Source organism: Devosia beringensis (assembly GCF_014926585.1).
Lineage (GTDB): Bacteria > Pseudomonadota > Alphaproteobacteria > Rhizobiales > Devosiaceae > Devosia > Devosia beringensis.
The window spans coordinates 1,864,991-1,890,772 of the sequence record NZ_CP045422.1; the positions used below are offsets into that span (position 1 = coordinate 1,864,991).

At 63.7% G+C, this 25,782-nt stretch carries 30 protein-coding genes; 12 read left to right on the forward strand and 18 right to left on the reverse strand.

Features of this window, described 5'->3' with window-relative positions; translation table 11 throughout:
* Positions 1–93 precede the first annotated feature (93 nt).
* The 7 genes from GDR53_RS09150 to htpX all read right to left on the reverse strand — a co-directional run bounded on the left by GDR53_RS09150 (position 94) and on the right by htpX (position 9,147).
* Positions 94–516, reverse strand: coding sequence for a metallopeptidase family protein (locus GDR53_RS09150; RefSeq protein ID WP_193337747.1), 423 nt, complete (start codon positions 514–516; stop codon positions 94–96).
* Entirely contained in the window at positions 513–1,919 is a 1,407-nt protein-coding gene (leuC, locus tag GDR53_RS09155; RefSeq protein WP_193337748.1) for a 3-isopropylmalate dehydratase large subunit, read from the reverse strand. The genes GDR53_RS09150 and leuC overlap by 4 nt, the downstream gene beginning before the upstream one ends.
* Before the next feature lie 89 nt (positions 1,920–2,008).
* Positions 2,009–3,364, reverse strand: a complete 1,356-nt coding sequence (locus tag GDR53_RS09160; RefSeq protein ID WP_193337749.1) for a lipopolysaccharide biosynthesis protein — start codon at positions 3,362–3,364, stop codon at positions 2,009–2,011.
* Positions 3,365–3,483: 119 nt separating this feature from the next.
* Entirely contained in the window at positions 3,484–5,070 is a 1,587-nt protein-coding gene (gene purH, locus GDR53_RS09165) for a bifunctional phosphoribosylaminoimidazolecarboxamide formyltransferase/IMP cyclohydrolase (protein WP_193337750.1), read from the reverse strand.
* Positions 5,071–5,150: 80 nt separating this feature from the next.
* A complete protein-coding gene (locus GDR53_RS09170) occupies positions 5,151–6,746 on the reverse strand; it encodes a heparinase II/III family protein (RefSeq protein WP_193337751.1) in 1,596 nt (531 codons plus the stop codon).
* Positions 6,747–6,847: 101 nt separating this feature from the next.
* The gene (locus GDR53_RS09175) at positions 6,848–8,155 is read right to left on the reverse strand and encodes an RsmB/NOP family class I SAM-dependent RNA methyltransferase (protein WP_193337752.1); all 1,308 of its coding nucleotides are present in this window, start codon (positions 8,153–8,155) and stop codon (positions 6,848–6,850) included.
* Between the two features lie 8 nt (positions 8,156–8,163).
* A complete protein-coding gene (htpX, locus tag GDR53_RS09180; RefSeq protein WP_193337753.1) occupies positions 8,164–9,147 on the reverse strand; it encodes a zinc metalloprotease HtpX in 984 nt (327 codons plus the stop codon).
* 98 nt (positions 9,148–9,245) lie between these two features.
* On the opposite strand from htpX, the gene GDR53_RS09185 reads away from it, so the two are divergent.
* A complete protein-coding gene (locus tag GDR53_RS09185; RefSeq protein WP_193337754.1) occupies positions 9,246–9,452 on the forward strand; it encodes a DUF1674 domain-containing protein in 207 nt (68 codons plus the stop codon).
* Between the two features lie 6 nt (positions 9,453–9,458).
* Here the strand turns inward: GDR53_RS09185 and GDR53_RS09190 are convergent, their stop codons facing one another.
* From GDR53_RS09190 to ccmA, 6 genes are all read right to left on the reverse strand, one after another.
* Entirely contained in the window at positions 9,459–9,617 is a 159-nt protein-coding gene (locus GDR53_RS09190) for a Flp family type IVb pilin (RefSeq protein WP_193337755.1), read from the reverse strand.
* Between the two features lie 72 nt (positions 9,618–9,689).
* Positions 9,690–10,223, reverse strand: coding sequence for a DsbE family thiol:disulfide interchange protein (locus GDR53_RS09195; RefSeq protein ID WP_193337756.1), 534 nt, complete (start codon positions 10,221–10,223; stop codon positions 9,690–9,692).
* Positions 10,223–10,396, reverse strand: a complete 174-nt coding sequence (ccmD, locus tag GDR53_RS09200) for a heme exporter protein CcmD (RefSeq protein WP_332872438.1) — start codon at positions 10,394–10,396, stop codon at positions 10,223–10,225. The genes GDR53_RS09195 and ccmD overlap by 1 nt, the downstream gene beginning before the upstream one ends.
* The gene (locus GDR53_RS09205; RefSeq protein ID WP_193337757.1) at positions 10,393–11,154 is read right to left on the reverse strand and encodes a heme ABC transporter permease; all 762 of its coding nucleotides are present in this window, start codon (positions 11,152–11,154) and stop codon (positions 10,393–10,395) included. Before GDR53_RS09205 ends, ccmD begins: the two co-directional genes overlap by 4 nt.
* Before the next feature lie 42 nt (positions 11,155–11,196).
* Positions 11,197–11,838, reverse strand: coding sequence for a heme exporter protein CcmB (ccmB, locus tag GDR53_RS09210; RefSeq protein ID WP_193337758.1), 642 nt, complete (start codon positions 11,836–11,838; stop codon positions 11,197–11,199).
* Positions 11,839–11,846: 8 nt separating this feature from the next.
* Positions 11,847–12,476, reverse strand: coding sequence for a heme ABC exporter ATP-binding protein CcmA (gene ccmA, locus GDR53_RS09215; protein WP_193337759.1), 630 nt, complete (start codon positions 12,474–12,476; stop codon positions 11,847–11,849).
* Between the two features lie 152 nt (positions 12,477–12,628).
* On the opposite strand from ccmA, the gene acnA reads away from it, so the two are divergent.
* The 4 genes from acnA (at position 12,629) to GDR53_RS09235 (ending at position 17,337) form a co-directional block, all read left to right on the forward strand.
* A complete protein-coding gene (acnA, locus tag GDR53_RS09220; protein ID WP_193337760.1) occupies positions 12,629–15,319 on the forward strand; it encodes an aconitate hydratase AcnA in 2,691 nt (896 codons plus the stop codon).
* Between the two features lie 121 nt (positions 15,320–15,440).
* Complete coding sequence (locus GDR53_RS09225) at positions 15,441–16,181, forward strand: DUF1223 domain-containing protein (RefSeq protein ID WP_193337761.1); 741 nt, start codon at positions 15,441–15,443, stop codon at positions 16,179–16,181.
* Between the two features lie 324 nt (positions 16,182–16,505).
* On the forward strand, positions 16,506–16,850 hold the full coding sequence (locus tag GDR53_RS09230) for a DUF2794 domain-containing protein (RefSeq protein WP_232846803.1): 345 nt from the start codon (positions 16,506–16,508) through the stop codon (positions 16,848–16,850).
* A gap of 1 nt (position 16,851) precedes the next feature.
* A complete protein-coding gene (locus GDR53_RS09235) occupies positions 16,852–17,337 on the forward strand; it encodes a GNAT family N-acetyltransferase (protein ID WP_193337762.1) in 486 nt (161 codons plus the stop codon).
* Here GDR53_RS09235 and GDR53_RS09240 read toward each other — a convergent pair whose 3' ends face one another.
* On the reverse strand, positions 17,338–17,835 hold the full coding sequence (locus GDR53_RS09240) for a GNAT family N-acetyltransferase (RefSeq protein WP_193337763.1): 498 nt from the start codon (positions 17,833–17,835) through the stop codon (positions 17,338–17,340).
* A 102-nt stretch (positions 17,836–17,937) separates the two neighbouring features.
* Positions 17,938–18,708 (reverse strand): Bax inhibitor-1/YccA family protein, encoded by a 771-nt coding sequence (locus GDR53_RS09245; RefSeq protein WP_193337764.1) that lies wholly within the window; start codon positions 18,706–18,708, stop codon positions 17,938–17,940.
* Between the two features lie 199 nt (positions 18,709–18,907).
* On the opposite strand from GDR53_RS09245, the gene thpR reads away from it, so the two are divergent.
* From thpR to GDR53_RS09275, 6 genes are all read left to right on the forward strand, one after another.
* On the forward strand, positions 18,908–19,447 hold the full coding sequence (thpR, locus tag GDR53_RS09250; protein WP_193337765.1) for an RNA 2',3'-cyclic phosphodiesterase: 540 nt from the start codon (positions 18,908–18,910) through the stop codon (positions 19,445–19,447).
* 270 nt (positions 19,448–19,717) lie between these two features.
* Positions 19,718–20,188, forward strand: a complete 471-nt coding sequence (locus GDR53_RS09255; RefSeq protein WP_193337766.1) for an invasion associated locus B family protein — start codon at positions 19,718–19,720, stop codon at positions 20,186–20,188.
* Between the two features lie 236 nt (positions 20,189–20,424).
* Complete coding sequence (locus tag GDR53_RS09260) at positions 20,425–20,781, forward strand: invasion associated locus B family protein (protein WP_408639790.1); 357 nt, start codon at positions 20,425–20,427, stop codon at positions 20,779–20,781.
* Between the two features lie 125 nt (positions 20,782–20,906).
* Complete coding sequence (gene rlmN, locus GDR53_RS09265; protein ID WP_193337768.1) at positions 20,907–22,112, forward strand: 23S rRNA (adenine(2503)-C(2))-methyltransferase RlmN; 1,206 nt, start codon at positions 20,907–20,909, stop codon at positions 22,110–22,112.
* On the forward strand, positions 22,112–22,510 hold the full coding sequence (locus tag GDR53_RS09270) for a bleomycin resistance protein (protein ID WP_193337769.1): 399 nt from the start codon (positions 22,112–22,114) through the stop codon (positions 22,508–22,510). Before rlmN ends, GDR53_RS09270 begins: the two co-directional genes overlap by 1 nt.
* Positions 22,511–22,575: 65 nt before the next feature.
* Positions 22,576–22,992 (forward strand): GNAT family N-acetyltransferase, encoded by a 417-nt coding sequence (locus GDR53_RS09275; protein ID WP_193337770.1) that lies wholly within the window; start codon positions 22,576–22,578, stop codon positions 22,990–22,992.
* A 15-nt stretch (positions 22,993–23,007) separates the two neighbouring features.
* Here GDR53_RS09275 and GDR53_RS09280 read toward each other — a convergent pair whose 3' ends face one another.
* The 3 genes from GDR53_RS09280 to GDR53_RS09290 form a co-directional block, all read right to left on the reverse strand.
* On the reverse strand, positions 23,008–23,166 hold the full coding sequence (locus GDR53_RS09280) for a YqaE/Pmp3 family membrane protein (protein ID WP_193337771.1): 159 nt from the start codon (positions 23,164–23,166) through the stop codon (positions 23,008–23,010).
* A 50-nt stretch (positions 23,167–23,216) separates the two neighbouring features.
* Positions 23,217–23,864 carry a LysE family translocator gene (locus tag GDR53_RS09285; protein WP_193337772.1) on the reverse strand — a complete coding sequence of 216 codons (648 nt, stop codon included), beginning with the start codon at positions 23,862–23,864 and terminating at the stop codon, positions 23,217–23,219.
* 79 nt (positions 23,865–23,943) lie between these two features.
* Positions 23,944–24,411, reverse strand: a complete 468-nt coding sequence (locus GDR53_RS09290) for an Lrp/AsnC family transcriptional regulator (protein WP_193337773.1) — start codon at positions 24,409–24,411, stop codon at positions 23,944–23,946.
* 131 nt (positions 24,412–24,542) lie between these two features.
* On the opposite strand from GDR53_RS09290, the gene GDR53_RS09295 reads away from it, so the two are divergent.
* Complete coding sequence (locus GDR53_RS09295; RefSeq protein WP_193337774.1) at positions 24,543–25,769, forward strand: argininosuccinate synthase; 1,227 nt, start codon at positions 24,543–24,545, stop codon at positions 25,767–25,769.
* Positions 25,770–25,782 lie beyond the last annotated feature (13 nt).

The following is a 25,782-nucleotide window of genomic DNA, read 5'->3' on the forward strand; positions in this document are numbered from 1 at the left end:
GCAGGAAATCCCAATCTTTACTGCATATTTACCTTAACAACGGGCGCGCTGAATTGATGCAGTATTGAATCAATTGCAAGCAACGTCGGGCTGTCAGGAGACGTCGGCTGCAGCCTCGATGGCTTCCATGTCACTGTCAGACAAGCCGAAATGGTGGCCAAGCTCATGAATCAGCACGTGAGCAACGACGTCGCCGAGCGTGTTGTCATCGTTCTCGGCCCAGTAATCGAGAATGGCGCGGCGGTAGAGGAACACCGTGTTGGGCAACTGGCCGGTTTGCGGCACGGCGCCGTCTTCAGTGAGGCCGACGCCGGAAAACAGGCCCATGAGTTCGAAGGGGCCCTCCATGCCAAAGCCTTCCAGCACGTCGTCCTCGGCATAATCGGCCACGGTGCAGGTGACGTCTGCCGAAAGCGATTTGAACGGCTCTGGCAGGCCGGCCAGCGCGCGGCTGGCCAGGGCCTCAATGTCGTCAAGGGTGGGCGCGAAGCGCGCCCCCCAGTCGAGCTCGCTCACTGCCACTCGCGAATGTCGACGAAGTGGCCGGCAATGGCCGCTGCCGCCGCCATGGCGGGGGAGACCAGGTGCGTCCGCCCCTTGAAGCCCTGACGGCCCTCGAAGTTGCGGTTGGATGTGGAGGCGCAGCGTTCCTGCGGCTTGAGCTTGTCCGGGTTCATGGCCAGGCACATCGAGCAGCCGGGCTCACGCCATTCAAAGCCGGCATCCTTGAAAATAACGTCGAGGCCCTCGGCCTCGGCCTGGTCCTTGACCAGGCCGGAGCCCGGCACGACCATGGCGCTGACCGTGGAGGCCACCTTGCGGCCACCGATGACGGCTGCGGCAGCGCGCAGGTCCTCGATGCGGCCATTGGTGCAGGAGCCGATGAAGACGCGGTCAATGCCGATCTCGGTGATCGGCGTGCCGGGCTTGAGGCCCATATAGTCCAGCGCTCGCCACTTGGAGGCGCGCTTGTTTTCATCATCGATCGCGTCAGGATCGGGAACGGCGCCGGTTACCGAGATCACGTCCTCGGGCGATGAGCCCCAGGAGACGATGGGCGGCAGGTTGGCTGCGTCGAGCACCACGACCTTGTCATAGACGGCGCCTTCGTCGGTATAGAGCGTCTTCCAGTAGTCGAGCGCCATGTCCCAGGCCTGGCCGGTTGGCGCGCGGTTGCGGCCCTTGACGTAGTCATAGGTGGTCTGGTCGGGGGCGATCAGGCCGGCGCGGGCGCCGCCCTCGATGGTCATGTTGCAGACGGTCATGCGGCCTTCCATGGAGAGGGCCTGGATGGCCTCGCCGGCAAACTCGATGACATGGCCATTGCCGCCGGCCGTGCCGATCTCGCCGATAATGGCGAGAATGATGTCCTTGGCCGTGACGTGCGGCGGCAGCTTGCCGTCCACCCGCACCAGCATGTTCTTGGCCTTCTGCTGGATCAGCGTCTGGGTCGCGAGCACGTGCTCGACCTCGGAGGTGCCGATGCCATGGGCCAGCGCGCCAAAGGCGCCATGGGTGGAGGTATGGCTGTCGCCACAGACAATGGTCATGCCGGGCAGGGTGAACCCCTGCTCTGGCCCGACGATGTGGACGATGCCCTGGCGCTTGTCGAAGGGGTCGAAATATTCGATGCCGAAATCGGCCGTGTTTTCGGCCAGCGTGGCGATCTGGATGGCGCTTTCGGGGTCCGGATTGGGCAGCGAGCGGTCGGTGGTGGGGACATTGTGGTCCACCACCGCCAGGGTGCGCTCGGGGTGCCGTACCTTGCGATTGTTCAGCCGCAGACCCTCGAAGGCCTGGGGGCTCGTGACTTCATGCACCAGGTGCCGGTCGATATAGAGCAGCGAGGTACCATCCTCGTTGTTCTGCACCAGGTGGTCGTCCCAGATCTTGTCGTAGAGCGTACGGGCCTTGGTCATAGCGGTATTCCGGCAGGGAAAGTTTGGAGTGGTTCTAAGCCGGTGCGGCAGAAGGGTCAAGCATTACCGTACTCTCGGGTACGCTTGAGTTACTGCGGCAGACGGTCCTGCGTACCCCTGACCGCGAAAACACCCAGCACGCTGGTGTCGAGGCCAATGCGCAACCGACACCACAGGGCGATCGACAGCTGGGCGAGGATGCGGGCGCCCATATTGGCTGCGGCCGCGCCGATCACCCCATAGGTGGGAATGATGAGGATCTGCACGATCAGGCCGGCGCCCATGATGCCGCCGAAAATCATGGCATAGGCGCGTTCATGCCCGGTCATCATCATCACGATCTTGGACGGACCGGTGGCGGCGTCAAACAGCAGCCCGAGGGCCAGCAGGACCAGCACCAGCCAGCCTTCGGCATAGGCAGGTCCGAACAGGCTGAGGATCCACTCGCCCCAGCCGAAGAAGGCGACAAAGACCAGCAGGGAAAAGGCAAAGCCGGCAAACGAGGCCATGGCCGCAATGGCCTGGGCCTTGCGCATCTCGCCGGCATGGAAATGCTGGGCGATCATCGGGGCAATCACCAGTTCGATGGCAAAGGTGAAGAGCGTCATCAGGCCGGCGGTGCGGAAGGCGTTGAAGTAGAGGCCCGAGCTTTCGAGGTTGAGCATCAATCCCACGAGGACCACGTCGGCATTGAGAGCGACCGTCTCTATCAAGGTGCCGAGCAGGAACCAGCGGCTGAGGCCGCCCCAGCGCTGCCAGTAGGGTCCAACGACGCCCACCACGGGACTCAAGACATAGCGGCGGGTTATGGCGCCCCAGAACTGCAGTGCCAGCATGCCCGACAGCAGGGCGGCCGAGAGCACCAGCGCATCGGGGCCGCTGAGCACGATACCGACGCTGAACAGGCCCAGAACCACGGCGGGCAGAGCGATGCGCCAGAGAATGTCGCGCGGCACCAAGGCGGTCCAGAGCGAGCCCTGGGCCCGCAGGGCCGAGGAATTGTACTCCGCCAGTGCCATGGGGAGAATCAGGAAGGCGGCGCCATAAAAATGGTTGGCCGTATCCTCCAAGGGTAGCAGGAGCACCCAGAGAAAGACCACCAGACACATGACCAAAGCGATGGTCAGGCCAGACAGGATGGTGAGCATGGAGCCGGCCTGCACCGCTGCAGTGGCAGCGGCCCGGTTGCCGGCAACCGTCTCCTGCGACCAGAGACGCAGGATGGCGGTGGGCTGGCCCACGCCGGCGGCAATGGCCAGCACGGTGGCCAGAGCCAGGCCAAAGGCAAAATGGCCGTATTCCGGCACCGTCATGGTGCGGGAAAGCACGACATAGGTCAGGTAGGTCAGGCCCGCAGTCGCGACCTTGATGCCCAGTGAGCCGATGACGCGCCACAGGCCAGCATGGAGCAATGCCGACAGGTCTGAAGGAATGGTAAGCCGCATCGAAAGCCTCTGGGCCGCGCCTCAAGCGCGACCCGGGCAATCTGTCATGCCATTCTCAAGAAACAATTACCTTCCGCGGACATACCTAATTATGGTTTGGTAATGTTGCAGTCTCGTCCCTAGTGGCGGAAGTGGCGCATGCCGGTCATCACCATGGCAATGCCCGCGGCATCGGCGGCGGCGATGACCTCATCATCGCGCATCGAGCCGCCCGGCTGGATGACGGCGGTGGCGCCGGCGGCAACCAGGGCCTCAAGCCCGTCGGCAAAGGGGAAGAAAGCATCCGAAGCGGCCACCGAGCCCGTGGTCAATGCGCCTTCAAGGCCCGCGGCCTTGGCTGCGTCGATGGACTTGCGATGGGCGGTGAGGGCGGAATCGACCCTGGACATCTGGCCGGCGCCGATGCCGACGGTGGCGCCGTCCTTGACATAGACGATGGCGTTGGACTTGACGTGCTTGGCGACCTTGGCGGCCAGGCGCAGGTCGGCCATCTCAGCTTCGGTAGGCTGGCGCTTGGTCACGATCCTGAGCTCGCAGTCGTCGACATTGCGGTTATCGCGCGACTGGACCAGCAGGCCCCCGGCCACCGATTTAACCATGAGGCCATCTGCCTTGGGGTCGGCCAGCCCGCCGGTCAGCAGCAGGCGCAGGTTCTTCTTGGCGGCGATGATGTCCTGGGCTTCCTGGGTCGCCGACGGCGCCACGATCACTTCGGTAAACACCTTGACGATCTCAGTGGCGGTGGCGGCATCGATCTCGCGGTTGGTGGCGACAATGCCGCCGAAGGCGGAGACCGGATCGGTGCGCAGGGCGTTCTGATAGGCGGTCAGCAGGTCGCCGGCCACGCCGACACCACATGGATTGGCGTGCTTGATGATGGCAACGGCGGCGACCTCGGCAGCGTCGAACTCGCTGACCAGCTCGAAAGCGGCGTCGGTGTCGTTGATATTGTTGTAGCTCAGGGTCTTGCCCTGCACCTGGGTGGCGGTGGCCACACCGGGACGGGTATCGCCATTGGCATAGAAACCGGCCCATTGATGGGGGTTTTCGCCATAGCGCATGACTTCGCGCAGGTTGCCGGCAAAGCTGCGATAGGGAATTTCAGGATAGTCGATCGCCTTGGCGAACCAGGTTGAGATAGCGCTGTCATAGGCGGCGGTGCGGGCATAGGCCTTGGCGGCCAGCTGCTGGCGCATGGGGTAGGGCACGCCACCGGTCTCGGCGATGGCGGCCAGAATGGCGGGATAGTCGGCCGGGTCGACAACAACCGTCACGAAGGCGTGGTTTTTGGCCGCCGAGCGGACCATGGCCGGACCACCAATATCGATATTCTCGATGATCTCGTCATAGCTGGCGCCGGAGGCGACAGTCTTCTCGAAGGGGTAGAGATTGACCGCGACAAGGTCGATGGCACTGATGGCGTGCTCGGCCATGGATGCGGCATGGTCGGGCTTGTCGCGCACGGCCAGCAGGCCGCCATGCACCTTGGGGTGCAGGGTCTTGACGCGGCCATCCATCATTTCGGGAAAGCCGGTCAGGTCGGCGATCTCGCGGACGGGCAGGCCGGCATCCTTGATCAGCTTGTGGGTGCCGCCGGTCGAGACCAGCTCCACGCCCGCCGCGCTCAGGCCCCTGGCAAAGTCGGCCATGCCGGATTTGTCGAATACCGAAAGCAGTGCGCGCCCGACCGTGACCGTCTTGCCCATGAGGTGTGTGCCCTATTTGGTGGTGAATTGGGGCGCTCGCTAGCACGAAGCCGCCAGAACGCCAAGTGCGGGTCAAAGCACTAGGGCTGCTCGAGGGTGAAAATCCAGGCGATTTCGCTGCCGGCGACGACCCGGGTTTCAAGCACCAGCTGGCGCGTCTTGTGCAGGCCGACATAGGCCGACTGGCGCACGCTTTCCTCGTCGCGGCAGGCTGCCCCCTCCCAGAGAAAGCTCCAGATAGCGCCATTGGGCAGGTGCAGGCGGACCATGCTTTCGTCGCGATTGCGCTGCAGCCGCACGCCGGGCGCCAGATGAAAGCGCACAGCAATGGTGCCCGAGGCGGTGCCGTGGGCGATCATGCGGTCCTGGCCAACCAAAGTCGTGCCGCCCGAGAGCAGGGTGATGCGGCGTTCGAGATCGACGCCAAAACGCCGGGCATAGGCGGCGGTGGTAATGGACAGCAACTGATCAGCTGGCGCGAGGGTCATCTGCGCCGGCGGCGTTGGGGAGGCATTTTCCGAATCGATGGTGGGCGCGGAGTGGGCGATACCCTGGCGGAACAGAGCCTTGCTGGCGGCCAGATCGGCCGGGGCGGGGCCGCAACTGCCCAGGATCAGCTCGCTGCCATGGGAAAATTCGAGCGCCAGGGGGCTGGCATGGACGTTTTCGGCAAAGCCCGGTGGCGGGATGCGGCCGGAATCGGCGATGACCACGGCCTCGCCGGCGCGCAAAATGCCGTAGCCACCCAACAACTTGGAGCGCCGCTGATGGCCGGCGGCATTGGCCTGGATGGCGATTAGCACGTCATGGGGGAGATGACCGCCGCCGTTGAAATAGGCCGGCTCGCCGCTCGACAGCGTCAGGGCATCGAGGCTTTCATGCATGCGGTCGATCTGGGCCGCCAGTTCAAGGGAGGCATCGGACTTGAGCTGGCTGGCGACGCGGCGAACACTGACCAGCTCGACCAGCAACTGCAATTGCAGCTTGGGGTTGCGCGAGCGATGCAGGCCATCGGCATCGAGCTGGGCGGCCAGGATGCGATTGAGTCGGTCGATGCGGCGAGTGTCGGTGTGTTCGCCCTGCTCGCAATATTGCGCGCCGGCCAGGGCGATGGCGGCAAACAGGGCATCGCCGGGGTCGGCGGCGAGGCGCCCGCGCAGCTTGAGGCTCTGGATCTGGGCACCCAGCACGCGCTGGATGGTCTTGGCCTGCTCGGGAGTGGCGCCATCAAGCAGCAGCGGCAGGTGCCGCAGCCAGTTGAGCACGCGCTGCGCGGTCAGGGCTGGCGCCCAGGTCTGTCGGCCGAAGCGGCCTTCGCGGCCAATCCAGTCGAGCACCAGGGTGCGGGCAAAATGGCGCTCACCGCTATCGTCCACGTCGCGGAAATGGCGCAGCCAGGAAAAGCCGTGCAGGTTGAACCACCAGTCGGCATGGTCGACCGGGATGGCAAAGGGCGACAGGCCATGGGTTTCGATCAGTTTGCTGGCCAGCAGATAGCGCCCCGCCATCATGTCGCGCACGGCCTCGCGGTCGGCGGGACGAAATTCGTGCAGCGCACCGGTAAAGGCATCGTCGGCCAGTCCCCGCCAGGTCCAGCGCAAGATGGGCAGGGTCACCATGGTGTCAGCCAGGCCAAAGGCAAAGCGCCGCACGGCGAAGCCCAGCCGGGACCGCATGGTGTTCCTGCCGTCCGCCGCGGCCATTGCCTGCGTGGCTGATTGTCTGCCCGTCAATGACACGTCCCTAGTTTGGCGCCTTCCCCGTCAGCGCCCGTCGATCATCCTATCTCGCTGCGGCGAAAGCGTGCCACGAAGAAGCCATCCATGCCGCCGGCGCGGCCACCGGGCAACATGCCCGGATGGGTCCGTACCAGCCCGCGTGGCGAAACGGCGGCTTCCAGCCCCGCCATTTCATCACCGGTCACTGGCCAAAGGCTTAACCCGGGCAAAGATTGCAGCGCCCAGTCGACCTGTTCTTCCCCTTCGGCCGGCTCGAGCGAACACACGCAATAGATGAGGACGCCGTCTCGATCAAGGCAGCGGAGGGCGTTGGCAAGCAAGGCGCGTTGCAGGCGGACGCGCCCAGCCACGTCGCCCACCGAGCGATGCCAGATCACTTCGGGATGGCGGCGGAAGGTGCCGGTGGCCGAGCAGGGTGCATCCAGCAGGACGCCCTGAAAGCGGGTTTCGGGCACGAACTTGCCGGCATCGTCGACAATAGTCTCGGCGGTGTAATCGAGGCGCGCCAGGTTTTCCTTGAGGCGTTCCATGCGCTTGGCATCGGCATCGAGCGCGGTGACGGCGTAGCCGGCCTTGACCAGCTGGGCCGTCTTGCCGCCGGGGGCCGCGCAAAGGTCAAGCACGCGCGCGCCAGATGGCAGGCCGAGCAGGCGCGCCGGAATGGCGGAAGCCGCATCCTGCACCCACCAGCTGCCCTCGACAAAGCCGGGCAGGGCTTCGACCGGGCGATCGCGCTGCTCGATGCGCACGGTGTCGGCCATGACGGGTTCGGCGCCCAGCGAATCAATCAGCTCGGCATCGTTGTGCTTGAGCGTCAGGTCGAGTGCGGCGCCGGCCAGAAGGGCATCGGAAAACGCATCGATGGCGTCTTCGCCATAGGCATTGAGCCAGGTATCGCCGAAGGTTTCGGGGATAAGCAGGTCATCGCTGAGCATGCCGAACTTGGCTGAATTGGCCTGGGCATTGCGCAGCACAGCATTCATCAGGCCCGAGAGGTGGCGCGCCTTGGGATCGCGCTTGGTGGCTTCGACCGCGAGAAAAAGCGCGCTGTGCGCGCCCAGGTCAGGCAGGAAGACCAGTTGCGCCAGACTCAGGCGCAGCACGGCCTCGAAAGTGCCCGACTTGCCCGGCATGCCCTTGTCGAGCAAGGCATGCAGCATGAAATTGAGTTGGCCATGGCGCCGCAGCGCGGTGGTGATCAGCCGGTTGGCCAGGGCACGATCGCGTCCATCGGCGAGCTCGGCGGCCCCCAAAGGGACGAAATTGTCGCCCGCCAGAACAGATTTCAGCCGCTCTGCGGCCACGAGGCGGAGCTTGAGCCCCGCCGGTTCAGGTTTGTACGCCACGCTTGCATCTATCCCCAGGGACCGCGTTGTCCGCCATCCTCGTCGGTCCGTCCGACGGTCGGCACGCGCCAGCCGCCGCCAATGTCGCGACCGGTACTGGTCGGGGCAGGGCGAGGCTGAGGCCTGCGGCCCTTATCGTCCACATGGCTCGAAGCTGCAAGCTTACGTAGCGCGGCAATACGATTGGCCGTATCGGGATGGGTCGAGAACAGATTGTCCATGCGCTGACCCGACAGCGGATTGATGATGTACATATGGGCCATGGCCGGGTTGCGCTCGGCCGCGACATTGACCTCGCGACCGGCCAGGGCGGCGATCTTGGCCAAAGCCGAGGCCAGCGCCAGCGGATCACTGGCAATCTCGGCGCCAAGCCGGTCGGCCTCGTATTCACGGGTGCGGCTGACCGCCATCTGCACCAGCATGGCGGCCACGGGCGCCAGAAACACCATCAGCAGCGCGCCGACGCCGCCCAGCGGATTGTCGCGATTATTGCCGCCGCCGAAGAACAGGCCGAACTGGGCCAGGGCCGAGATGGCGCCGGCAAAGGTGGCCGTGATGGTCATGGTCAGGGTGTCTCGGTTGCGGATATGGGCCAGCTCATGGGCGACCACGGCAGCCACCTCGCGCGTTTCGAGATGACGCAGCAAGCCGGCCGAAACCGCCACGGCGGCGTTTTGCGGGTTGCGGCCGGTGGCAAAGGCATTGGGCTGGTCGGACTGGATCAGATAGACGGCCGGGGTCGGGATGCCGGCCTTGCGGGCGAGGATGTCGACCATGTCGTAGAGTTCAGGCACGCGACTGCGCTCCACCGGCACGGCATTCTGCATGCGCAGCACCAGCTTGTCCGAGTTCCAGTAGCCGAACAGATTGGTCACCAGGGCAAAGCCGAAGGCGATCATCATGCCACCCGTGCCGCCGATGAAATAGCCCACGGTCATGAACAGGGCCGTCAGCGCCGCCAGCAGGACAAAGGTACGAAACGTATTGAACATCAGGAGCCCTTGGGTTTGAGATCTTGCGGCATTATGTTGGGTGACGAGCAGATGCATGCAAGCGCATGACCAAAACGTAATGTGGGAAGGTCCCTACCATGAACGAGTCCGATAGCGCGCCTGAACAGACCCCGCGTGCGCCACTGACACCGGCGGCCGAGCGCGCGCTCGCCGAGGCCGCTGCGCGCCGCGCGGCGATTGACGGAAAGGGCGCCTTTGCGCCCAAGGAACAGGGCGGTCGCGGCGGTCTCGAGCCGGGGCGTTATGGCGACTGGGAGATCAAGGGGCTGACGAGCGACTTCTAGGTCGGCTCAATCTCGCGGTGCGGTGCCCAGCAGGTCATGGAGCGTATAGCCGGCGGCCGAGGCGGCGGCCGTGGCGAAAACCACGATGATGGCGGCGATCAGGCCATATTCAATCGGGGTTACCCCGGCTTCGTCACGGATGAAGGATTGGATCGCGGTCAACATGGCAAGCTTTCAACACCAGAACATTGCCAGGACTATGGCAAGGTCTGGCTGAACCCAGACTGAACGGCGTGTTCACTCGCTCGCCCGGGCGATGGCGGGCAGGAGGTCGCTCTGCAGCGTCTGCGGCGTCAGGGGCCCGACATGCTTGAAGGTGATGATGCCATCGGCATCGACCACGAAGGTTTCCGGGACGCCATAGACGCCCCAGTCGATGGACACGCGGCGGTCGCGGTCGGCGCCGACCGCATCATAGGGATTGCCCAGTTCGGCCAGGAAGGCGCGGGCATTTTCTGGCGCGTCGTTCTGGTTGATGCCCAGCAGGCGGATATCGGCCGTGTCCCGCAGCGCCATCAGCAAGGGATGTTCGTCGCGGCAGGGAATGCACCAACTGGCAAAGACATTGACCACGCTGACCTGGCCCTTGAGGGATGCCGTATCAAATCCGGGTACGCCCAGTTCCGGTACGGCCTGGAGGGCGAAGGCGGGTACCGGCTTGTCGATGAGCACCGAGCGCACGAGGTTGGGATCGCGATTGATGGAAAAGGCAAAGACGGCGACAAGAGCCACCAAGGCGAGCAGCGGCAGGCCGAACAGAACATAACGCATCAGGCCTGAGTCTCCCGGACGGGTCGGCGCGGTGCCTGTGCTTCGAGGGCCGCGAGGCGGGCCGCGGTGATGCGCGCGTCCATCAGTGTCCAGGCCAGGAGCCCGAACACGCCCAGGGCGACGCCGAGATAGGCCCAGACGATATAGACGGCATGCGGTCCTAGGTCGATCATGCCTGCACTCCCTGCGCCAGCCTGCGTTCCAGGGTCATGACCCGGCGGCGTTTGACCTCGGTGTGCATGGCCTTGAGATGGAGCGCCAAAAACAGAAAGGTAAAGGCAAAGAACATTACGAAAAGGGGCGTCAGGATCGAGCCCGGCATGGTCGGGCCGTCGGCGCGGAAGACACTGGCGGGCTGGTGCAGCGTGCTCCACCAGTCGACGGAAAACTTGATGATGGGAATGTTGATGGCGCCCACCAGGGTGAACACCGCCACGACGCGGGCGGCGCGGAGCTGGTCGTCAAAGGCGCGCCAGAGCGCGATGATGCCCAGATAGATGAAGAGCAGGACCAGGGTCGAGGTCATGCGCCCGTCCCATTCCCAGAAGGTGCCCCAGGTCGGACGGCCCCAGAGCGCGCCGGTGAACAGGGCCAGCGCAGTGAACAGCGCGCCCAGGGGGGCGGCGGCCTTCATCGACACATCGGCCATGGGGTGGCGCCAGACCAGGGTGCCCAGGGCCGAGACCGTCATCACGGCATAGACGAACTGGCTGAGCCAGGCATTGGGCACGTGGACATACATGATGCGCACGGTGTCGCCCATCTGGTAGTCCTGGGGTGAATTGAAGAAGGCGAACCACAGGCCCAGCGCGAACAGGGCGGCGGTGAGCGCCGTCAGCGGCCAGAGCAGCGGCGTCGTCCAGGCGACAAACTGCCCCGGATGGGCGATCCGCTGCCACCAGTTCTGCCGCTGTGTCGTCTCATCGTGCATGGGAATTTCCGGCAACCATCTGACAATATGGGGCGCTTGGCGCTAGTCTTCCGCCGTTCCTAGCGCAAACGCGGCGACAAAGGGAGCCAATGCCACCGCCATGAGGCTCAATGCCGCAAGAAACAGCGTGGCCGACCCGGACTGGGGGGAGGTGATGGCGCCAACGCCGAAGATCAGCGCCGGGACCGACAGCGGCGCGATCAGAATGGGGGCGATCAGGCCACCGTGTCGGATCGGCACGGTCACGGCGGCACCGATGGCGCCAAAGGCCGCCAAGGCTGGGGTTCCCAGCAGCAACGACAGCAGGGTGCGACCGAAGGCGTCCAGATCCATGGCCAGCAGTACAGCCAGGACCGGGCTGGCCAAAAGCAGCGGCACGGCCGAAACCAGCCAGTGGGCGATCAATTTTGCGGCAACAATGGCGCTCAGGGGCAGTTCCGCGTGGCGCAGCAGGATCAGCGAGCCGTCTTCGTGATCGGGGCGAAACAGGCGCTCCAGCCCGAGCAGCATGGCGAGGAACGCGGCGATCCAGACAATGCCCGGCGCAATGGCGGCCAGCAGCGTCTGGTCGGGACCGACCGCGAAGGGGACGATCGCCCCGACAATGACAAAGAACAGCACCAGCGTCAGCACGTCGCCGCCGCCACGCAGGGCCAGCCGCAGTTCGCGGGCCAGCATGGTCATGAAAGCCCTCACCAGATGCCCTCCAGCTGCAGCACGCGCGGGGCGCGGTCAGGCAGGCTGATGGGATCGTGTGTTGCCGCGATGGCGAGGCCTCCTTTGGCCAGATGGGCATCGAGCAGGCGGGCCACCAGGCCATGTCCGGCCGCGTCAAGGGCAGCGGTGGGTTCGTCAAGCAGCCAGAGCGGCCGCAGGCTGACCAGGAGGCGTGCCAGGGCCAAGCGACGGGCCTGACCGGCCGACAGGTAGCCGGCGTCCAGTCCGGCCAGCCTGGCCAGCCCCACCTCGGCCAGTGCCGCTTCCGGTTCCAGGCCGGTGGGGCCGTTGAGTTCAGCCCAGAAGCCCAGATTTTCCAGCACGCTGAGGCGCGGCTTGATGGCATTGCGGTGGCCGCAATAGTGCAGCAATGGCATCTCGTCGCCGGGCCTCTCCGGGGCAAAGCGGCCTGCCAGTGGGGCAACAATCCCGGCCATGGTCAGCAACAGCGTGGTCTTGCCGGTGCCGTTGGGACCGCGCAGCAGCAGGCACTCGCCGCTGGTCAGGGAAAAATCCAGATTTTCGTTGAGTACCAGACCGCTGCGACCACAGCTGAGGCCGCTGGCGCGCAGGGTGAGCGGGGAATAGACTTGCTGATCGGTCATGGCCCCTTCTCGTATTGAACGAAAGGTCGGGCTGGCAAGCCCAATCGTCTTTCTCTATAAGCCCTTATAGATTGGAGTCATTCCAGGAAAGGCAGTGCTGCCGAGCGGTTTTGGACGCAATTCCCGAACCGGCGCGCCTGCCGCAACACCAGATGACGGGCGGAAACACAGTGACATCGATAAACAGCTTCAAGTCCAAATCGACCCTGGTGGTCGGTGGCAAGACCTACACCTACTACTCGATCCTGGAAGCCGAAAAGAACGGGTTGGCCGGTGTGTCGAGCCTGCCGCACTCGATGAAGGTGGTGCTGGAAAACCTGCTGCGCTTCGAGGACAACAGCACCGTCACCAAGGCCGATATCCAGGCGGTGGCGACCTGGCTGACCACCCGCACCTCCGAACAGGAAATTTCCTACCGCCCGGCGCGCGTGCTGATGCAGGATTTCACCGGCGTCCCCGCCGTGGTGGATCTGGCCGCGATGCGCGACGCGACAGCCAAGCTGGGTGCCGATCCGCAGAAGATCAATCCGCTGGTACCCGTCGACCTGGTCATCGACCACTCGGTGATGGTGGACAGTTTCGGCACCGCGCAGTCATTCGGGCAGAATGTCGAGCTCGAATATGAGCGCAATGGCGAACGCTACGAGTTCCTGCGCTGGGGCCAGTCGGCCTTTGACAATTTCCGCGTGGTGCCCCCCGGCACCGGCATCTGTCACCAGGTGAACCTGGAATACCTGGCCCAGACCGTGTGGATCAAGGAAGAGAACGGCGAGACCGTGGCTTATCCCGACACGCTGGTGGGCACCGATTCGCACACCACCATGGTCAATGGCCTGGCGGTGCTGGGCTGGGGCGTGGGTGGCATCGAGGCGGAAGCGGCCATGCTGGGCCAGCCGATCACCATGATGATCCCCGAAGTGGTCGGCTTCAAGATGACCGGCAAGATCAATGAAGGCATCACCGCCACCGATCTGGTGCTGACCGTCACCGAAATGCTGCGCAAGAAGGGCGTGGTCGGCAAGTTCGTCGAGTTCTACGGCCCGGGCCTTGATTATCTCAGCCTCGAAGACCAGGCGACGATCGCCAATATGGCGCCCGAATATGGCGCCACCTGCGGCTATTTCCCGGTCGATGCCGATACGCTGAAATACCTGACCACGTCGGGTCGCGATCCCGAGCGCGTGGCGCTGGTTGAGGCCTATTCCAAGGCACAGGGCATGTTCCGCGAGACGACGTCGGCCGATCCGGTATTCACCTCGACACTCGAGCTGGACCTGACCACCGTGGTGCCCTCGATCTCGGGTCCAAAGCGTCCGCAGGACCGCATCGCGCTCGATCAGGCCAAGGACAAGTTCATCACCGGCCTGCCGACCGAATTCGGCAAGACCGACAGTCCCCGCATTGCCGTTGAAGGCACAGACTACAGCATCGGCCATGGCGATGTGGTGATCGCCGCGATCACCTCGTGCACCAATACGTCCAATCCCTCGGTCCTCGTGGCCGCGGGCCTCGTGGCCCGCAAGGCCCGGGCGCTGGGGCTGGATTCCAAGCCCTGGGTGAAGACCTCGCTGGCCCCAGGCTCGCAGGTGGTGACCGACTATCTCGACAGCGCCGGCCTCTCGGTAGACCTCGACGCGATCGGCTTCAACCTGGTGGGCTATGGCTGCACGACCTGCATCGGCAATTCGGGCCCGCTGCCCGTGGAAATCTCCAAGGCGGTGCAGGCCGGCGATCTGGTCGCCGCCTCGGTCCTTTCCGGCAATCGCAATTTCGAAGGCCGCGTGAACCCGGATGTGAAGGCCAACTATCTGGCCTCGCCGCCGCTGGTGGTGGCCTACGCCATTGCCGGGTCGATGAATATCGATATCACCAAGGATCCGCTGGGCATCTCCAAGGACGGCAAGCCGGTCTATCTCAAGGATATCTGGCCCTCCAACCATGAGGTCGCCGAGATCGTGCGCACGCATGTGACCAAGGAAATGTTCCAGGGTCGCTATTCGGACGTGTTCAAGGGCGACAAGAACTGGCAGGGCATCCCGGTCGATGGCGGGGAAACCTACAAGTGGAACAGCGCGTCCACCTATGTGCAGAACCCGCCCTATTTCGAAGGCATGACGATGGAGCCCAAGCCCATCACCAATGTCGAGAATGCCAAGGTGCTGGCGCTGTTCCTCGATTCGATCACCACCGACCACATCTCCCCGGCCGGTTCGTTCAAGGCCAGCACGCCGGCCGGCAAGTATCTCGAAGAGCGCCAGGTCGCGCCGAAGGACTTCAACTCCTATGGCGCCCGCCGCGGCAATCATGAGGTGATGATGCGCGGCACCTTTGCCAATATCCGTATCAAGAACCAGATGCTGCCCGGCGTCGAAGGCGGCTATACCAAGGGGCCGGACGGCTCGCAGATGGCCATCTATGATGCCGCCATGGCCTATCAGGCCGCCGGCGTGCCGCTGGTGGTGTTTGCCGGAAAGGAATATGGCACGGGGTCAAGCCGTGACTGGGCCGCCAAGGGCACCAACCTCTTAGGCGTGCGCGCCGTCATCGCCCAGAGCTTTGAGCGCATCCACCGCTCCAACCTGGTGGGCATGGGCGTGATCCCGCTGCAGTTCAAGGATGGCGAGAGCTGGCAGAGCCTGGGGCTCGATGGCAGCGAGACGGTTTCGATCGAGGGCGTCACCTCCATCGCGCCGCGCGCCATGGTGCCGGTCAAGATCACCCGGGCCGATGGCTCGGTGCTGACCATCGAAACACGCTGCCGCATCGATACGGCCAATGAGCTCGACTATTACAAGAATGGCGGCATCCTGCAGTATGTGCTGCGCAGCCTCGTCGCCGCCTAGTTTTTAGGGCCCAAAGTGACAATGGCGGCCCTTGTGGCCGCCATTTTCTTGCGCTGCAGGGCGGTTTTAACCGTCTCACCCTCTTTTGACTGGCGGGGGCCGGCACGGCCAGCTTACAACCATGGCCATGAAACATGTGTCCTGGTGTTCAGCCCTTGTCGGGGTTGCCGTCCTGTGGAGCCTGGCCGCGCCGGCCAGCGCAGAAACGCGTATGAGTCCGCGGGCGGTGGTGGAGCTGTTCACCAGCCAGGGCTGTTCCTCCTGTCCACCAGCCGACGCCTTGCTGACCAGCCTGGCCGAGCAGGACGATGTGGTGGCGCTGGCCTATCACGTCGACTACTGGGACTATGTGGGCTGGGAGGACACCTTCGGCGCGGAAGACTATTCCGATCGCCAGCGCGCGTATGCCCAGAGCTGGGGCTCCTCGCGCATCTTTACCCCGCAAATGGTGGTCAACGGCACCAAGGGTGTCGTCGGTTCGCGCCGCGGCGAGGTGCATGGGGCGATCGAACGGGCCAGCCTTTCCCTGCCGGTGGGCATTGCGGAAGACGGGGACATGCTCAAGATCACCATTCCGCCCGATCCGTCGCTGCAGGATGCGGTGGTCTGGCTGGTGACCTATATCGACCGGGCCGATGTGGCCATCGAGCGCGGCAACAATGCCGGCAAGACCATGGCCTATACCCAGGTCGTCACCGGCCGGCAGGCCTTGGGGGTCTGGGAATACGAGACCGGTGCCACCATCAAGCTGCCGCTTCCCGAAGTGCTGGCGCACAAGAGCACGGGCATCGCCGTGATCGTGCAGCAGGAGCATGATGGCCTGCCGGGTCCCATCCTGGGCGCAGCAAGCTTCGAACGCTAGACACTACCGCAAAAGAAAAACCCCGCCCCTGGGGGACAAGGGCGGGGGCAGTTCTGACTGGTCAACTCAATAGGAGAGGCTGGCGCCAAGGCTTCAAGGTTTGGGGGCTCAGTCGGCCCGGGCGCCAGCCCCTGTAGGCAATGGTGCTAACCTGATCGCGCATTTGGGCGGGTTCAGGGATAAATTGTGACCGCATTGGGGTATTTCGGGCGGCCTCGGGGGCCTTGCGTCGCGGCGCAAATGCCGCAATCATGACACTGCGTTGACAATGGAGCAGGCGGACTGGTGCAAAGCGGCACACCAACCGACAAGCCGGGTTCGCTCGTGCTGGTACATACCGGCGAGCCGACTGCCAGTGGCAGCAAGGTGCCCGTTATCGTGACCTTTGATCGTCGTGAGCTGACGACCATTCTGGCCGTCTATGGTCGCAAAGTGGGGCAGGGCGAGTGGCGCGACTATGCCATGGATTTCCTGCGCGACCGGGCGGTGTTTTCCATCTATGCCCGCGTCTCGGAACGGCCGCTGTTCATCGTGGAAAAGACCCCCAAGCTGCGCAATCGCCAGGGCCAGTACAGCGTTACCAACCAGCAGGGCCGCATCCTCAAGCGCGGGCACGACATCGCCCAGGTGCTGCGCGTACTGGATCCGCAACTGGCGGTGGTGGGTTAGCATGACGCCGCGCGCGCCGGCTCCGGTGCGCAAGGGTCTGATTACCATCAGACCAGCGCGCCTGCAGGATGCCGAAGCGATGAGTGCGATCAGGATCGCCTCCATAACCGCGCTGTGCGCGCCCGACCACGACAATGACGCCGATACCATTGCGGACTGGATTGCCAACAAGGATGGCGCGGCTTTCCGCAGCATGCTGGCGCGCGATGCGATATTGCTGGTGGCCGAGCGGGATGGGCGCGTGGTCGGGCTGGGCGGCGCCCGTGGGGCCAGAGTTACGTTGAACTATGTCGATCCCGACTGCCGCTTTGCCGGTGTCAGCACCGCGCTGCTGGCGGCCCTGGAAGCCGCCATTGCAGCGCAGGGCTTTGCCAGCGCCGGCCTTGACAGCACCGCCACGGCGCTGCGCTTTTATGCCGGACGTGGCTGGCGCCAGACCGGCCTCGGCTCGCGCCTTGCGGGCTATCCGATGGTCAAGCTGCTCTGACTATAGCGCCAGCTGCAGGTGCACGATGTCGTGCCAGCGGTCGAACTTATAGCCCACCGCTTCGTAGCGGCCGACATGGCGGAAGCCGAATTTTTCATGGATGGCGACAGAATTGGCGGTTTCGGCGGTGATCACGGCGATCATCTGCTTGAACCCGAAGGCCCTGGACTGGACCAGCAATTCGGTCAACATCGCTTTGCCGATGCCGCGACCCTTGGCGTCGGGATGCAGGTAGATCGAATCTTCGCAGGTGAACCGATAGGCGGCGCGGGGGCGGTAGAAGCTGGCATAGGCATAGCCTACCGCTTCGCCAGCGGACTCCGCGACAATCAACGGGTGACCGAGCTTGACCAGGCCGGCGAATTTTTCCGCCATGGCCGCCTCGCCCGGCACCTCGGTGTCAAAGGTGATCGCCGTTTCTTCCACATAGTGCTTGTAAATGGTGGTGATGGCGGGGACGTCGGCCCAGCGGAAGGGGCGCAGCAGGAATTCGGACACGGCTTGTCATCCAGGCAAAGAAAAGACCGCAGCCCTTGTAGGCTGCGGTCCGATTTGTCGTCCAACCAAATTCCTTGATCATGCAATCAAGGATGCTGGGTCCTATTCGCGATTGCCGAAGAGGCGCAGCATCATCAGGAACAGGTTGATGAAGTCGAGGTAGAGGCTGAGCGCGCCCATGATGGCACCCTTGGCCAGGACTTCGGCACCATGGGACTCGTCATAGCCTTCCTTGATCTTCTGGGTATCGTAGGCGGTCAGGCCGACAAAGATCAGCACGCCCACCACCGAGATGATGAATTCCATCATCGAGGACTGCATGAACATGTTGACCACCGAGGCAATGATCAGGCCGATCAGGCCCATCATCAGGAAGCTGCCCATGCCGGTCAGGTCACGCTTGGTGGTGTAGCCATAAAGGCTCATGGCGCCAAAGGTGGCCGCGGTGATGAAGAATACCTTGGCGATCGAGGCGTCGGTATAAACGAGGAAAATGGAGCTGAGCGACAGGCCCATGATGGCGGCAAAGCCCCAGAAGGTCGCCTGGGCGGCCGGCACCGAGAGCTTGTTGATGCCGAAGCTGAGCACCAGCACAAAGGCCAGCGGAGCGAGCATCACTACCCACTGCAGCGGGCTGGCGAACAGCAGGTAACCCCACTGGGTGACCATGGTGCCATTGGCAAGCGTGCCGACGGCGGCGGCCGGATCGGTGGTGACGGCAGCAGCGGCGGCGAACCAAGCGGCAAGGCCGGTTACGACCAGGCCAATGCCCATATAGTTGTAAACGCGCAGCATGTAGCTGCGAAGGCCCTCGTCAATGGCCGCGGCCGAGTGGGCCCGCGCGCCGAGGGTCTGACGGTCAAATTCAGCCATTAGTCGGTTCCTTTCCCGTAAAAAAGCGGTCTGTTGCACCGCCGGTGGGCATTTGTGCCACTTGACGAACAATATGGAGGCGGGATCAGGCGTTTACAAGGCTCCAGGCTTGGCTGCGACGAATAGACTGGCCGGATGGATCGGCTGTGCTAGGGTCTAGGCACGAATCGCGTTGATCTGCGTACAAGAGGAGGGCCCGATGCCCCGGCTCTTCACCGGTCTCGAAATCCCCGCTTCGGTGGGATTTGCCCTGTCGTTGAAGCGGGGTGGCCTCTCCGGCGCACGCTGGATCGATGCCGACAATTATCACATTACCTTGAGATTCATCGGCGATGTCGATCATCAGACCGCCGATGAGGTTGCCGATGGTCTCGACCGGCTGTCGAACTCACTGCGTTTTGATGTCCGGCTGACGCATCTGGGCAGCTTTGGCGGCGACAAGCCGCGGGCGCTCTATGCCGGCATCGAGCCCAGCGAGGCGCTCAACCGGCTGCAGGCGGCGCAGGAGCGGGTGCTGCAGCGCATCGGCCTGCCGGCGGAAGGGCGCAAGTTCGTGCCCCATGTGACGCTGGCCCGGCTGCGTGGCGCGACGGCGCTGGAGGTGGCCCGGTTCATGGCGGATGCGGGCCGGTTTGAGCCGCTCAGCTTTCCGGTGGGTCGTTTCGTGCTCTATTCGAGCAAGGATTCGGTAGGGGGCGGGCCCTATGTGGTGGAGCAGAGCTATCCGCTGGCGGCGTGAATGCTGGGCCCGTGACAGCGTTAGCCTGATCTTAACCCTGACGGCGCAAACCGGATGGCAGTTGTGTCCCGCCGTCAAAGTGCTGCCGCGTTTGACAGGCAATTGAAACAAATTCGTTCAGATGTGGCGGCATTTGACGCCTTGGTAACGATGTCGGGGGCAGACTCTGCGGGCAGCCCACCTCCATAGCGGACCGTAAAGATGAGGAATAAATTGGCGATGACGAGGAAAACCGGAAGCCTTGTGCTTGGGCTCGCGGTCGGCGCGATCATGGCTCTGGCCCCTGCCGCCCAGGCGCAGCAGGCGACCGAGCTGGGGACATTCAATGCCTGGACCGCCTGGCAGGCGACCGATGCCAGCGGGGTGATCTGCTATATTTCGGCGACGCCGGAATCCAGTGAGCCGGCTGGCGCCAACCGCGACCCGATCCATTTCATGATCATTCACCGCAAGGGCATGGGCACCAAGAACGAGGTGCAGACCATTATCGGTTATCCGTTCAACAGCACCAATGCCCAGGCCAGTGCCAGCATTGACGGCAAGTCCTATCCCATGGTCACCGAAGGTTCGGCAGGCTGGCTGGCCTCGACCGGCGACGAGGGCGGTTTCGTGCAGGCCTTCAAGGCGGGCACCAGGCTGACCATCAAGGGCACCAGCCAGCGTGGCACCAATACCAGCGACAACTATTCGCTGAGCGGGGCCACGGCAGCCATGAATGCCATTGATACCGCCTGCCAGTAAGCCGTAGTTTGCGATTGCCCGGTCCGGGCAATCCGCCCATAACCGGGCGACGGGCTGCTCAGCCCGCGCCCCTTTCGTTTGAGGCCTCGATGTCCAAGTCTGCTGTGGCGCTTGCTCTTGCCGGCACGCTTTTTCTGACCGGCGTTGCCAGTGCGCAGCAGGTCCGGCTGCTGGGTGAACACCGGGCCTGGTCGAGCTATGGCGCTACCGACACGGCTGGCGAAGTGTGCTTTGCCATGACCAAGCCGGAAAGCGTCACGCCGGCGCCCGACGGCTATACGCAGGCCTATATCTACATCACCAACCGGCCGGCCGAGAATGTTGCCACCGAATTCAACGTGGTGGCCGGCTTTACCTTCCAGCCCGACAGCATGGCCACGGTCAGTGTCGATGGCCAGGTGTTCAACCTGTTCACCCAGAATGATGCCGCCTGGCTCGACGATGCCGGCCAGGCCGAAGCCCTTGCCACCGCGATCCGGGCCGGGTCGAGCATGAGCGTGGAAGGCACCAGTGCCGCCGGCATCAAGGTGACCCAGGCCTATTCCCTGTCCGGCGCCACGGCGGCGCAGCAGTCGATTGCCTCGGCCTGCTAGGCCGGCTTTGGCGCTGGCGACCTGACCGCGGCGCATTCCAGCTCCGCGACCGGTGATTTTGCCTAAAGCGCCCCCATATGCTATGTGCCGCGCCAATCCCGCAATTTCCGGACCCGTCGCACGCCATGAGCATTGCGCTGAACCTTGACCATTCCTCTGCCATCCGGCCTGCCAGCAGCAGCCGGCCGTCGCTGATTGGCCTCAGTAAACCCCAGCTGGCCACGGCGCTGACCGAGGCGGGGATTGCGGCCGACAAGGAAGCGCGCATGCGGGCCAGCCAGCTGTGGAACTGGCTCTATGTGCATGGCACCACCGATTTCGACCGCATGAGCAATGTGGCGGCGCCGGTGCGGCAGAAGCTGGCCGACGTGTTCAACCTCGACCGTCCGGAGATCGTCTCCGAACAGGTTTCGAGCGATGGCACGCGCAAATGGCTGTTCCGTTTCCGCGATCCGGCCAATCCAAACTATCCGCCGGTCGAGGTGGAGACCGTCTATATCCCCGAGGAAGACCGCGGCACGCTCTGCGTTTCCTCGCAGGTGGGCTGCACGCTGACCTGTTCCTTCTGCCATACCGGCACGCAGAAGCTGGTGCGCAACCTGACCGCCGGCGAGATCCTGGGGCAGATCCTGATGGCGCGCGAGCAGCTGGGCGATTTCCCCGGCGGCACGCGCCCCGATGATGGTGGCCTGGTGCCCGCCGCTGGTACTCGTGCCATCACCAATGTGGTGATGATGGGCATGGGCGAGCCGCTCTACAATTATGACAACGTCAAGCAGGCGCTGCTGATCGCCTCGGCCGGCGACGGCATGAGCCTGTCCAAACGCCGCATCACCCTGTCGACCTCGGGCGTCGTGCCCTTCATCGAGCCGACCGGGCGCGAAATCGACGTGATGCTGGCGATCTCCCTGCATGCGACCAATAATGACCTGCGCGACGTGCTGGTGCCGATCAACAAGAAGTGGCCGCTCGAAGAGCTGCTGGAAGCCTGCCGCACCTATCCGGGCGTTTCCAATTCGCGCCGCATCACCTTTGAATATGTGATGCTGGACGGCATCAATGACAGCGACGCCGAGGCGCGCGAACTGGTGCGGCTGCTGGCCGGCATTCCGGCCAAGATCAACCTGATCCCGTTCAATCCCTGGCCCGGCGCCAATTATGGCACCTCGCCCTCGAGCCGGATCGAGCGCTTTGCCGATATCGTCAACAAGGCCGGCTATGCCAGCCCCGTGCGCACGCCGCGTGGCCGCGATATCTTCGCCGCCTGCGGGCAGCTCAAGAGCGAAAGCGAACGGCTGAGCAAGAAAGACCGCGAGGCCCTGGCCGGGTAATGGCTGCCGTACTGGTCCCCGAGCTTTCGGTCAGCGATATCGGCCGCAGTCTTGCCTTTTATTGCGGTGTGCTGGGTTTTGGCCTGCGCTACCAGCGACCCGACGAGGGCTTCGCCTTTGTCGACATCGGTGGCGCCGGCCTGATGCTCGATCAACTCGGGCTGGGCCGCGACTGGGTGACCGGTGCCCTGGAGCCGCCGTTTGGACGGGGCGTCAATTTCCAGTTCGAGCTGGACGATCTGGAGCCGTTGCTGCGGCGCCTGGCTGAAGGCAGGATCACGCCCTTTGTGCCCGTCGAAACCAGAACCTATGCGGTGGGTGACCGGCAGGTGACGCAGCGGCAGTGCTGTGTGCAGGATCCGGATGGCTATCTGCTGCGGTTCTGCGAAAGCATCTAGCTGCTTGTTGGCCGCCATTGCTGGCAATAAGCTGGCTCAAGGTCTGCCATTTCGCAGGTTGAGCAATGCCGTTTCGGGTCCATCGCGTCTCTGCCGGGGATGCGGCGTTGTTTTCGTCGGTCGCCGATGTGTTTGACGAACCCATCGATCCCGCCCGGCTGGCGCGATATCTTGATGCCCCCGGTCACCTCATGGTGGTGGCACTGGATGGCGATCTGGTCGTGGGCCAGTGCGCCGGCGTGTTGCACCACCATCCCGACAAGGTCAGCGAGCTCTATATCGATGAAGTCGGTACGGCGACGTCGCATCTGCGCCAGGGCGTCGCCACGGCAATGCTGACCGAACTGTTCGTCTGGGGGCGAGAACTGGGCTGCGCGGATGCCTGGCTGGGCACCGAGCTCGACAATGACGCGGCCAATGGCCTCTACCGCCGTTTCGACGGGGCAGAGGACACCATCAAATATTACGAGTTCAAGCTCTAGCCCGTAGCGGCACGCCTATTTGCGCAGGATGATCCAGACGGCGTGGATCAGACCGGGGAAATAGCCCAGCAGCGTCAGCAGGATATTGAGCCAGAAGTGCAGGCCAAGGCCGACCTGCAAAAAGACCCCGACGGGCGGGATGATGACTGACAGAATGATGCGCAGAACGTCCATGGCTTGGCCCCTTTGTGACCCAACCCAACGGGCAAAACGCCCAGGCGTTCCTATTTCCGCCCTTCGGCCAGCAATATAGTCGCCGCGAAGGCCATGAAGACGGCAGCAAAACTCCAGTTCAGCGCCTTGGAAACCCAGGCATTGTCGCGCAGCGTGGTGGTCAGCCACTGGGCGAACAGCACGATGGCTATGACGACGGGCAGCGAGACGGCGACGAATTCCACCCCCAGGAACAGCAGCTTGCCCACGGCATCCGGATCACCGGCCGAGACGAACTGGGGCAGGAAGGTCACGAAGAACAGCGCCACTTTGGGGTTGGTCAGGTTGATGCCGAGGCCGGTCATATAGCTCTGGGCAAAACTGGGGACCTTGCCGCCGGCCCGGGTGACCAGAATGCCGCCACCACTGCGGATGGCCTGGATGGCCAGCCAGACCAGATAGAGCGCACCGACAATCTTGAGCGCCCAGAAGGCGGCCGGCGCCGCCACGATCAGCACGGAAATGCCGAAGGCCACCAGCATGGTGTGGACGGCGATGCCGGTCAGGGCACCCAGCACGGTGGCAAAGCCGTGCAGCTTGCCAAAATTCATGGTGCGCGAGACAAACAGCGCCATATCCGGTCCGGGCGTGACGGCCAGGACGAAGCCGGCCAGGGCAAAGGCCAGGATGACGGCAAGATCGGGAACAAAGGCGGGCATGGCGGTTTCCGGGAGAAGCGGCTCAGCATGCCACCAGCTCTAGCGCAGGGCCGAGCCGCTTGCCAGTGCGTGTCCGCAATCAGAGCAAAGGCAGTTCGGTGCTGGCCTTGATGGTTTCCATCGGCACGTCGGTCTTGACGCTCTGCACGCTGGGGATGCGGGTCAGGTGGTCGGACTGGAAGCGCCAATAGGCGTGCAGGTCGGCGGTGACCACCCGCATGATGGCGTCGCATTCGCCGGTGGTCAGATAGCATTCCACCACCTCGGGAAAGCCGCGCACCGTCTCGGCAAACTGATGGGTGATGGCGGCGTCCTGGGTCTTGAACCAGACCCGCACGAAGACGGTGAGGCCGACGCCCACCTTGGCGGGGTTGAGCACGGCGACATAGCGGTCGATGATGCCGGACTGCTCGAGCAGGCGCACCCGGCGCAGGCAGGGCGAGGGCGACAGGCCGACCTGGTTGGCCAGCTCGACATTGGAGATGCGACCATCATGTTGCAGCACGCGCAGAATGCGGCGATCGATGGCATCAAGCGTTGGTGGCATAATTGTGCGTCCTTAGGCGGCTGTGTTGGTGATTTATGCCACAACCGGGCTTTGGGGTGAAGTTTTGGCAAGATTATTGCGTTTGAGTTGGTCTATCCTTCCACATCATCACCGTTTGAACGACAGAGCTCATGGCAAAAGACATCAAAAAAGTCGTGCTGGCCTATTCGGGAGGTCTCGACACCTCGATCATCCTGAAATGGCTGCAGGAAACCTATCAGTGTGAAGTGGTGACCTTCACCGCCGATCTCGGCCAGGGCGAAGAGCTCGAGCCGGCGCGCAAGAAGGCCGAGCTGATGGGGATCAAGGATATCCGCATCGAGGACCTGCGCGAGGAATTCGTGCGCGACTTCGTGTTCCCCATGTTCCGCGCCAATGCGGTCTATGAGGGCGTCTATCTGCTGGGTACGTCGATTGCCCGGCCGCTGATCGCCAAGCGCCTGGTGCAGATCGCCCAGGAAGTCGGTGCCGATGCCATTTCCCATGGCGCCACCGGCAAGGGCAATGACCAGGTGCGGTTCGAACTGACCGCCAATGCGCTCGACCCCTCGATCAAGGTGATCGCCCCGTGGCGCGAATGGGATATCTCTTCGCGCACCCAGTTGCTCGACTATGCCGAAAAGCACCAGATCCAGGTGCCCAAGGACAAGCGCGGCGAGGCCCCGTTCTCTGTCGACGCCAATCTGCTGCACACCTCCTCGGAGGGCAAGGTGCTGGAAGATCCCGCCGATGTGGCGCCCGAATATGTCTATCAGCGCACCGTTGATCCGGTCGATGCGCCGAACGAGCCCGAGATCATCACCGTGGGCTTTGACAAGGGCGATGCCGTGTCGGTCAATGGCGTGACCCTGTCGCCGGCCGCGCTGCTGACCAAGCTCAATGAGCTGGGCGGCAAGCATGGCGTGGGTCGGCTCGACCTGGTGGAAAACCGCTTTGTCGGCATGAAAAGCCGCGGCGTCTACGAAACCCCGGGCGGCACCATCCTGCTGGTGGCCCATCGCGGTATCGAATCCATCACGCTCGATCGCGGCGCGGCCCATCTCAAGGACGAGATCATGCCGCGCTATGCCGAGCTGATCTATAATGGCTTCTGGTACGCGCCCGAGCGCGAAATGCTGCAGGCGCTGATCGACAAGAGCCAGGAATTCGTGGCCGGCGAAGTCACCATAAAGCTCTACAAGGGTCAGGCCAGCGTCATCGCGCGGACCTCGCCCATGTCGCTCTATTCGATGGATCTGGTCACGTTTGAAGAAGGCAGCGGCAGCTACGACCATCATGATGCCGAGGGCTTCATCCGGCTTAACGGGTTGCGGCTCAAGACTTTTGCCGCCCGCAAGAAGCTGATGGGGCGTTCCTGAGGTCACAATCGGG

What these genes read in the sequence shown, in the direction of transcription:
- leuC (WP_193337748.1), bottom strand. Translation starts at nt 1,919, where the DNA reads ATGACCAAGGCCCGTACGCTCTACGACAAGATCTGGGACGACCACCTG.
- GDR53_RS09160 (WP_193337749.1), bottom strand. Translation starts at nt 3,364, where the DNA reads ATGCGGCTTACCATTCCTTCAGACCTGTCGGCATTGCTCCATGCTGGC.
- purH (WP_193337750.1), bottom strand. Translation starts at nt 5,070, where the DNA reads ATGGGCAAGACGGTCACGGTCGGGCGCGCACTGCTTTCGGTATTCGAC.
- GDR53_RS09170 (WP_193337751.1), bottom strand. Translation starts at nt 6,746, where the DNA reads ATGCGGTCCCGGCTGGGCTTCGCCGTGCGGCGCTTTGCCTTTGGCCTG.
- htpX (WP_193337753.1), bottom strand. Translation starts at nt 9,147, where the DNA reads ATGTTCAATACGTTTCGTACCTTTGTCCTGCTGGCGGCGCTGACGGCC.
- GDR53_RS09185 (WP_193337754.1), top strand. Translation starts at nt 9,246, where the DNA reads ATGAACGAGTCCGATAGCGCGCCTGAACAGACCCCGCGTGCGCCACTG.
- GDR53_RS09190 (WP_193337755.1), bottom strand. Translation starts at nt 9,617, where the DNA reads ATGTTGACCGCGATCCAATCCTTCATCCGTGACGAAGCCGGGGTAACC.
- GDR53_RS09195 (WP_193337756.1), bottom strand. Translation starts at nt 10,223, where the DNA reads ATGCGTTATGTTCTGTTCGGCCTGCCGCTGCTCGCCTTGGTGGCTCTT.
- ccmD (WP_332872438.1), bottom strand. Translation starts at nt 10,396, where the DNA reads ATGATCGACCTAGGACCGCATGCCGTCTATATCGTCTGGGCCTATCTC.
- GDR53_RS09205 (WP_193337757.1), bottom strand. Translation starts at nt 11,154, where the DNA reads ATGCACGATGAGACGACACAGCGGCAGAACTGGTGGCAGCGGATCGCC.
- ccmB (WP_193337758.1), bottom strand. Translation starts at nt 11,838, where the DNA reads ATGACCATGCTGGCCCGCGAACTGCGGCTGGCCCTGCGTGGCGGCGGC.
- ccmA (WP_193337759.1), bottom strand. Translation starts at nt 12,476, where the DNA reads ATGACCGATCAGCAAGTCTATTCCCCGCTCACCCTGCGCGCCAGCGGC.
- acnA (WP_193337760.1), top strand. Translation starts at nt 12,629, where the DNA reads ATGACGGGCGGAAACACAGTGACATCGATAAACAGCTTCAAGTCCAAA.
- GDR53_RS09225 (WP_193337761.1), top strand. Translation starts at nt 15,441, where the DNA reads ATGGCCATGAAACATGTGTCCTGGTGTTCAGCCCTTGTCGGGGTTGCC.
- GDR53_RS09235 (WP_193337762.1), top strand. Translation starts at nt 16,852, where the DNA reads ATGACGCCGCGCGCGCCGGCTCCGGTGCGCAAGGGTCTGATTACCATC.
- GDR53_RS09245 (WP_193337764.1), bottom strand. Translation starts at nt 18,708, where the DNA reads ATGGCTGAATTTGACCGTCAGACCCTCGGCGCGCGGGCCCACTCGGCC.
- thpR (WP_193337765.1), top strand. Translation starts at nt 18,908, where the DNA reads ATGCCCCGGCTCTTCACCGGTCTCGAAATCCCCGCTTCGGTGGGATTT.
- GDR53_RS09255 (WP_193337766.1), top strand. Translation starts at nt 19,718, where the DNA reads ATGGCTCTGGCCCCTGCCGCCCAGGCGCAGCAGGCGACCGAGCTGGGG.
- GDR53_RS09260 (WP_408639790.1), top strand. Translation starts at nt 20,425, where the DNA reads ATGACCAAGCCGGAAAGCGTCACGCCGGCGCCCGACGGCTATACGCAG.
- rlmN (WP_193337768.1), top strand. Translation starts at nt 20,907, where the DNA reads ATGAGCATTGCGCTGAACCTTGACCATTCCTCTGCCATCCGGCCTGCC.
- GDR53_RS09270 (WP_193337769.1), top strand. Translation starts at nt 22,112, where the DNA reads ATGGCTGCCGTACTGGTCCCCGAGCTTTCGGTCAGCGATATCGGCCGC.
- GDR53_RS09275 (WP_193337770.1), top strand. Translation starts at nt 22,576, where the DNA reads ATGCCGTTTCGGGTCCATCGCGTCTCTGCCGGGGATGCGGCGTTGTTT.
- GDR53_RS09280 (WP_193337771.1), bottom strand. Translation starts at nt 23,166, where the DNA reads ATGGACGTTCTGCGCATCATTCTGTCAGTCATCATCCCGCCCGTCGGG.
- GDR53_RS09285 (WP_193337772.1), bottom strand. Translation starts at nt 23,864, where the DNA reads ATGCCCGCCTTTGTTCCCGATCTTGCCGTCATCCTGGCCTTTGCCCTG.
- GDR53_RS09290 (WP_193337773.1), bottom strand. Translation starts at nt 24,411, where the DNA reads ATGCCACCAACGCTTGATGCCATCGATCGCCGCATTCTGCGCGTGCTG.
- GDR53_RS09295 (WP_193337774.1), top strand. Translation starts at nt 24,543, where the DNA reads ATGGCAAAAGACATCAAAAAAGTCGTGCTGGCCTATTCGGGAGGTCTC.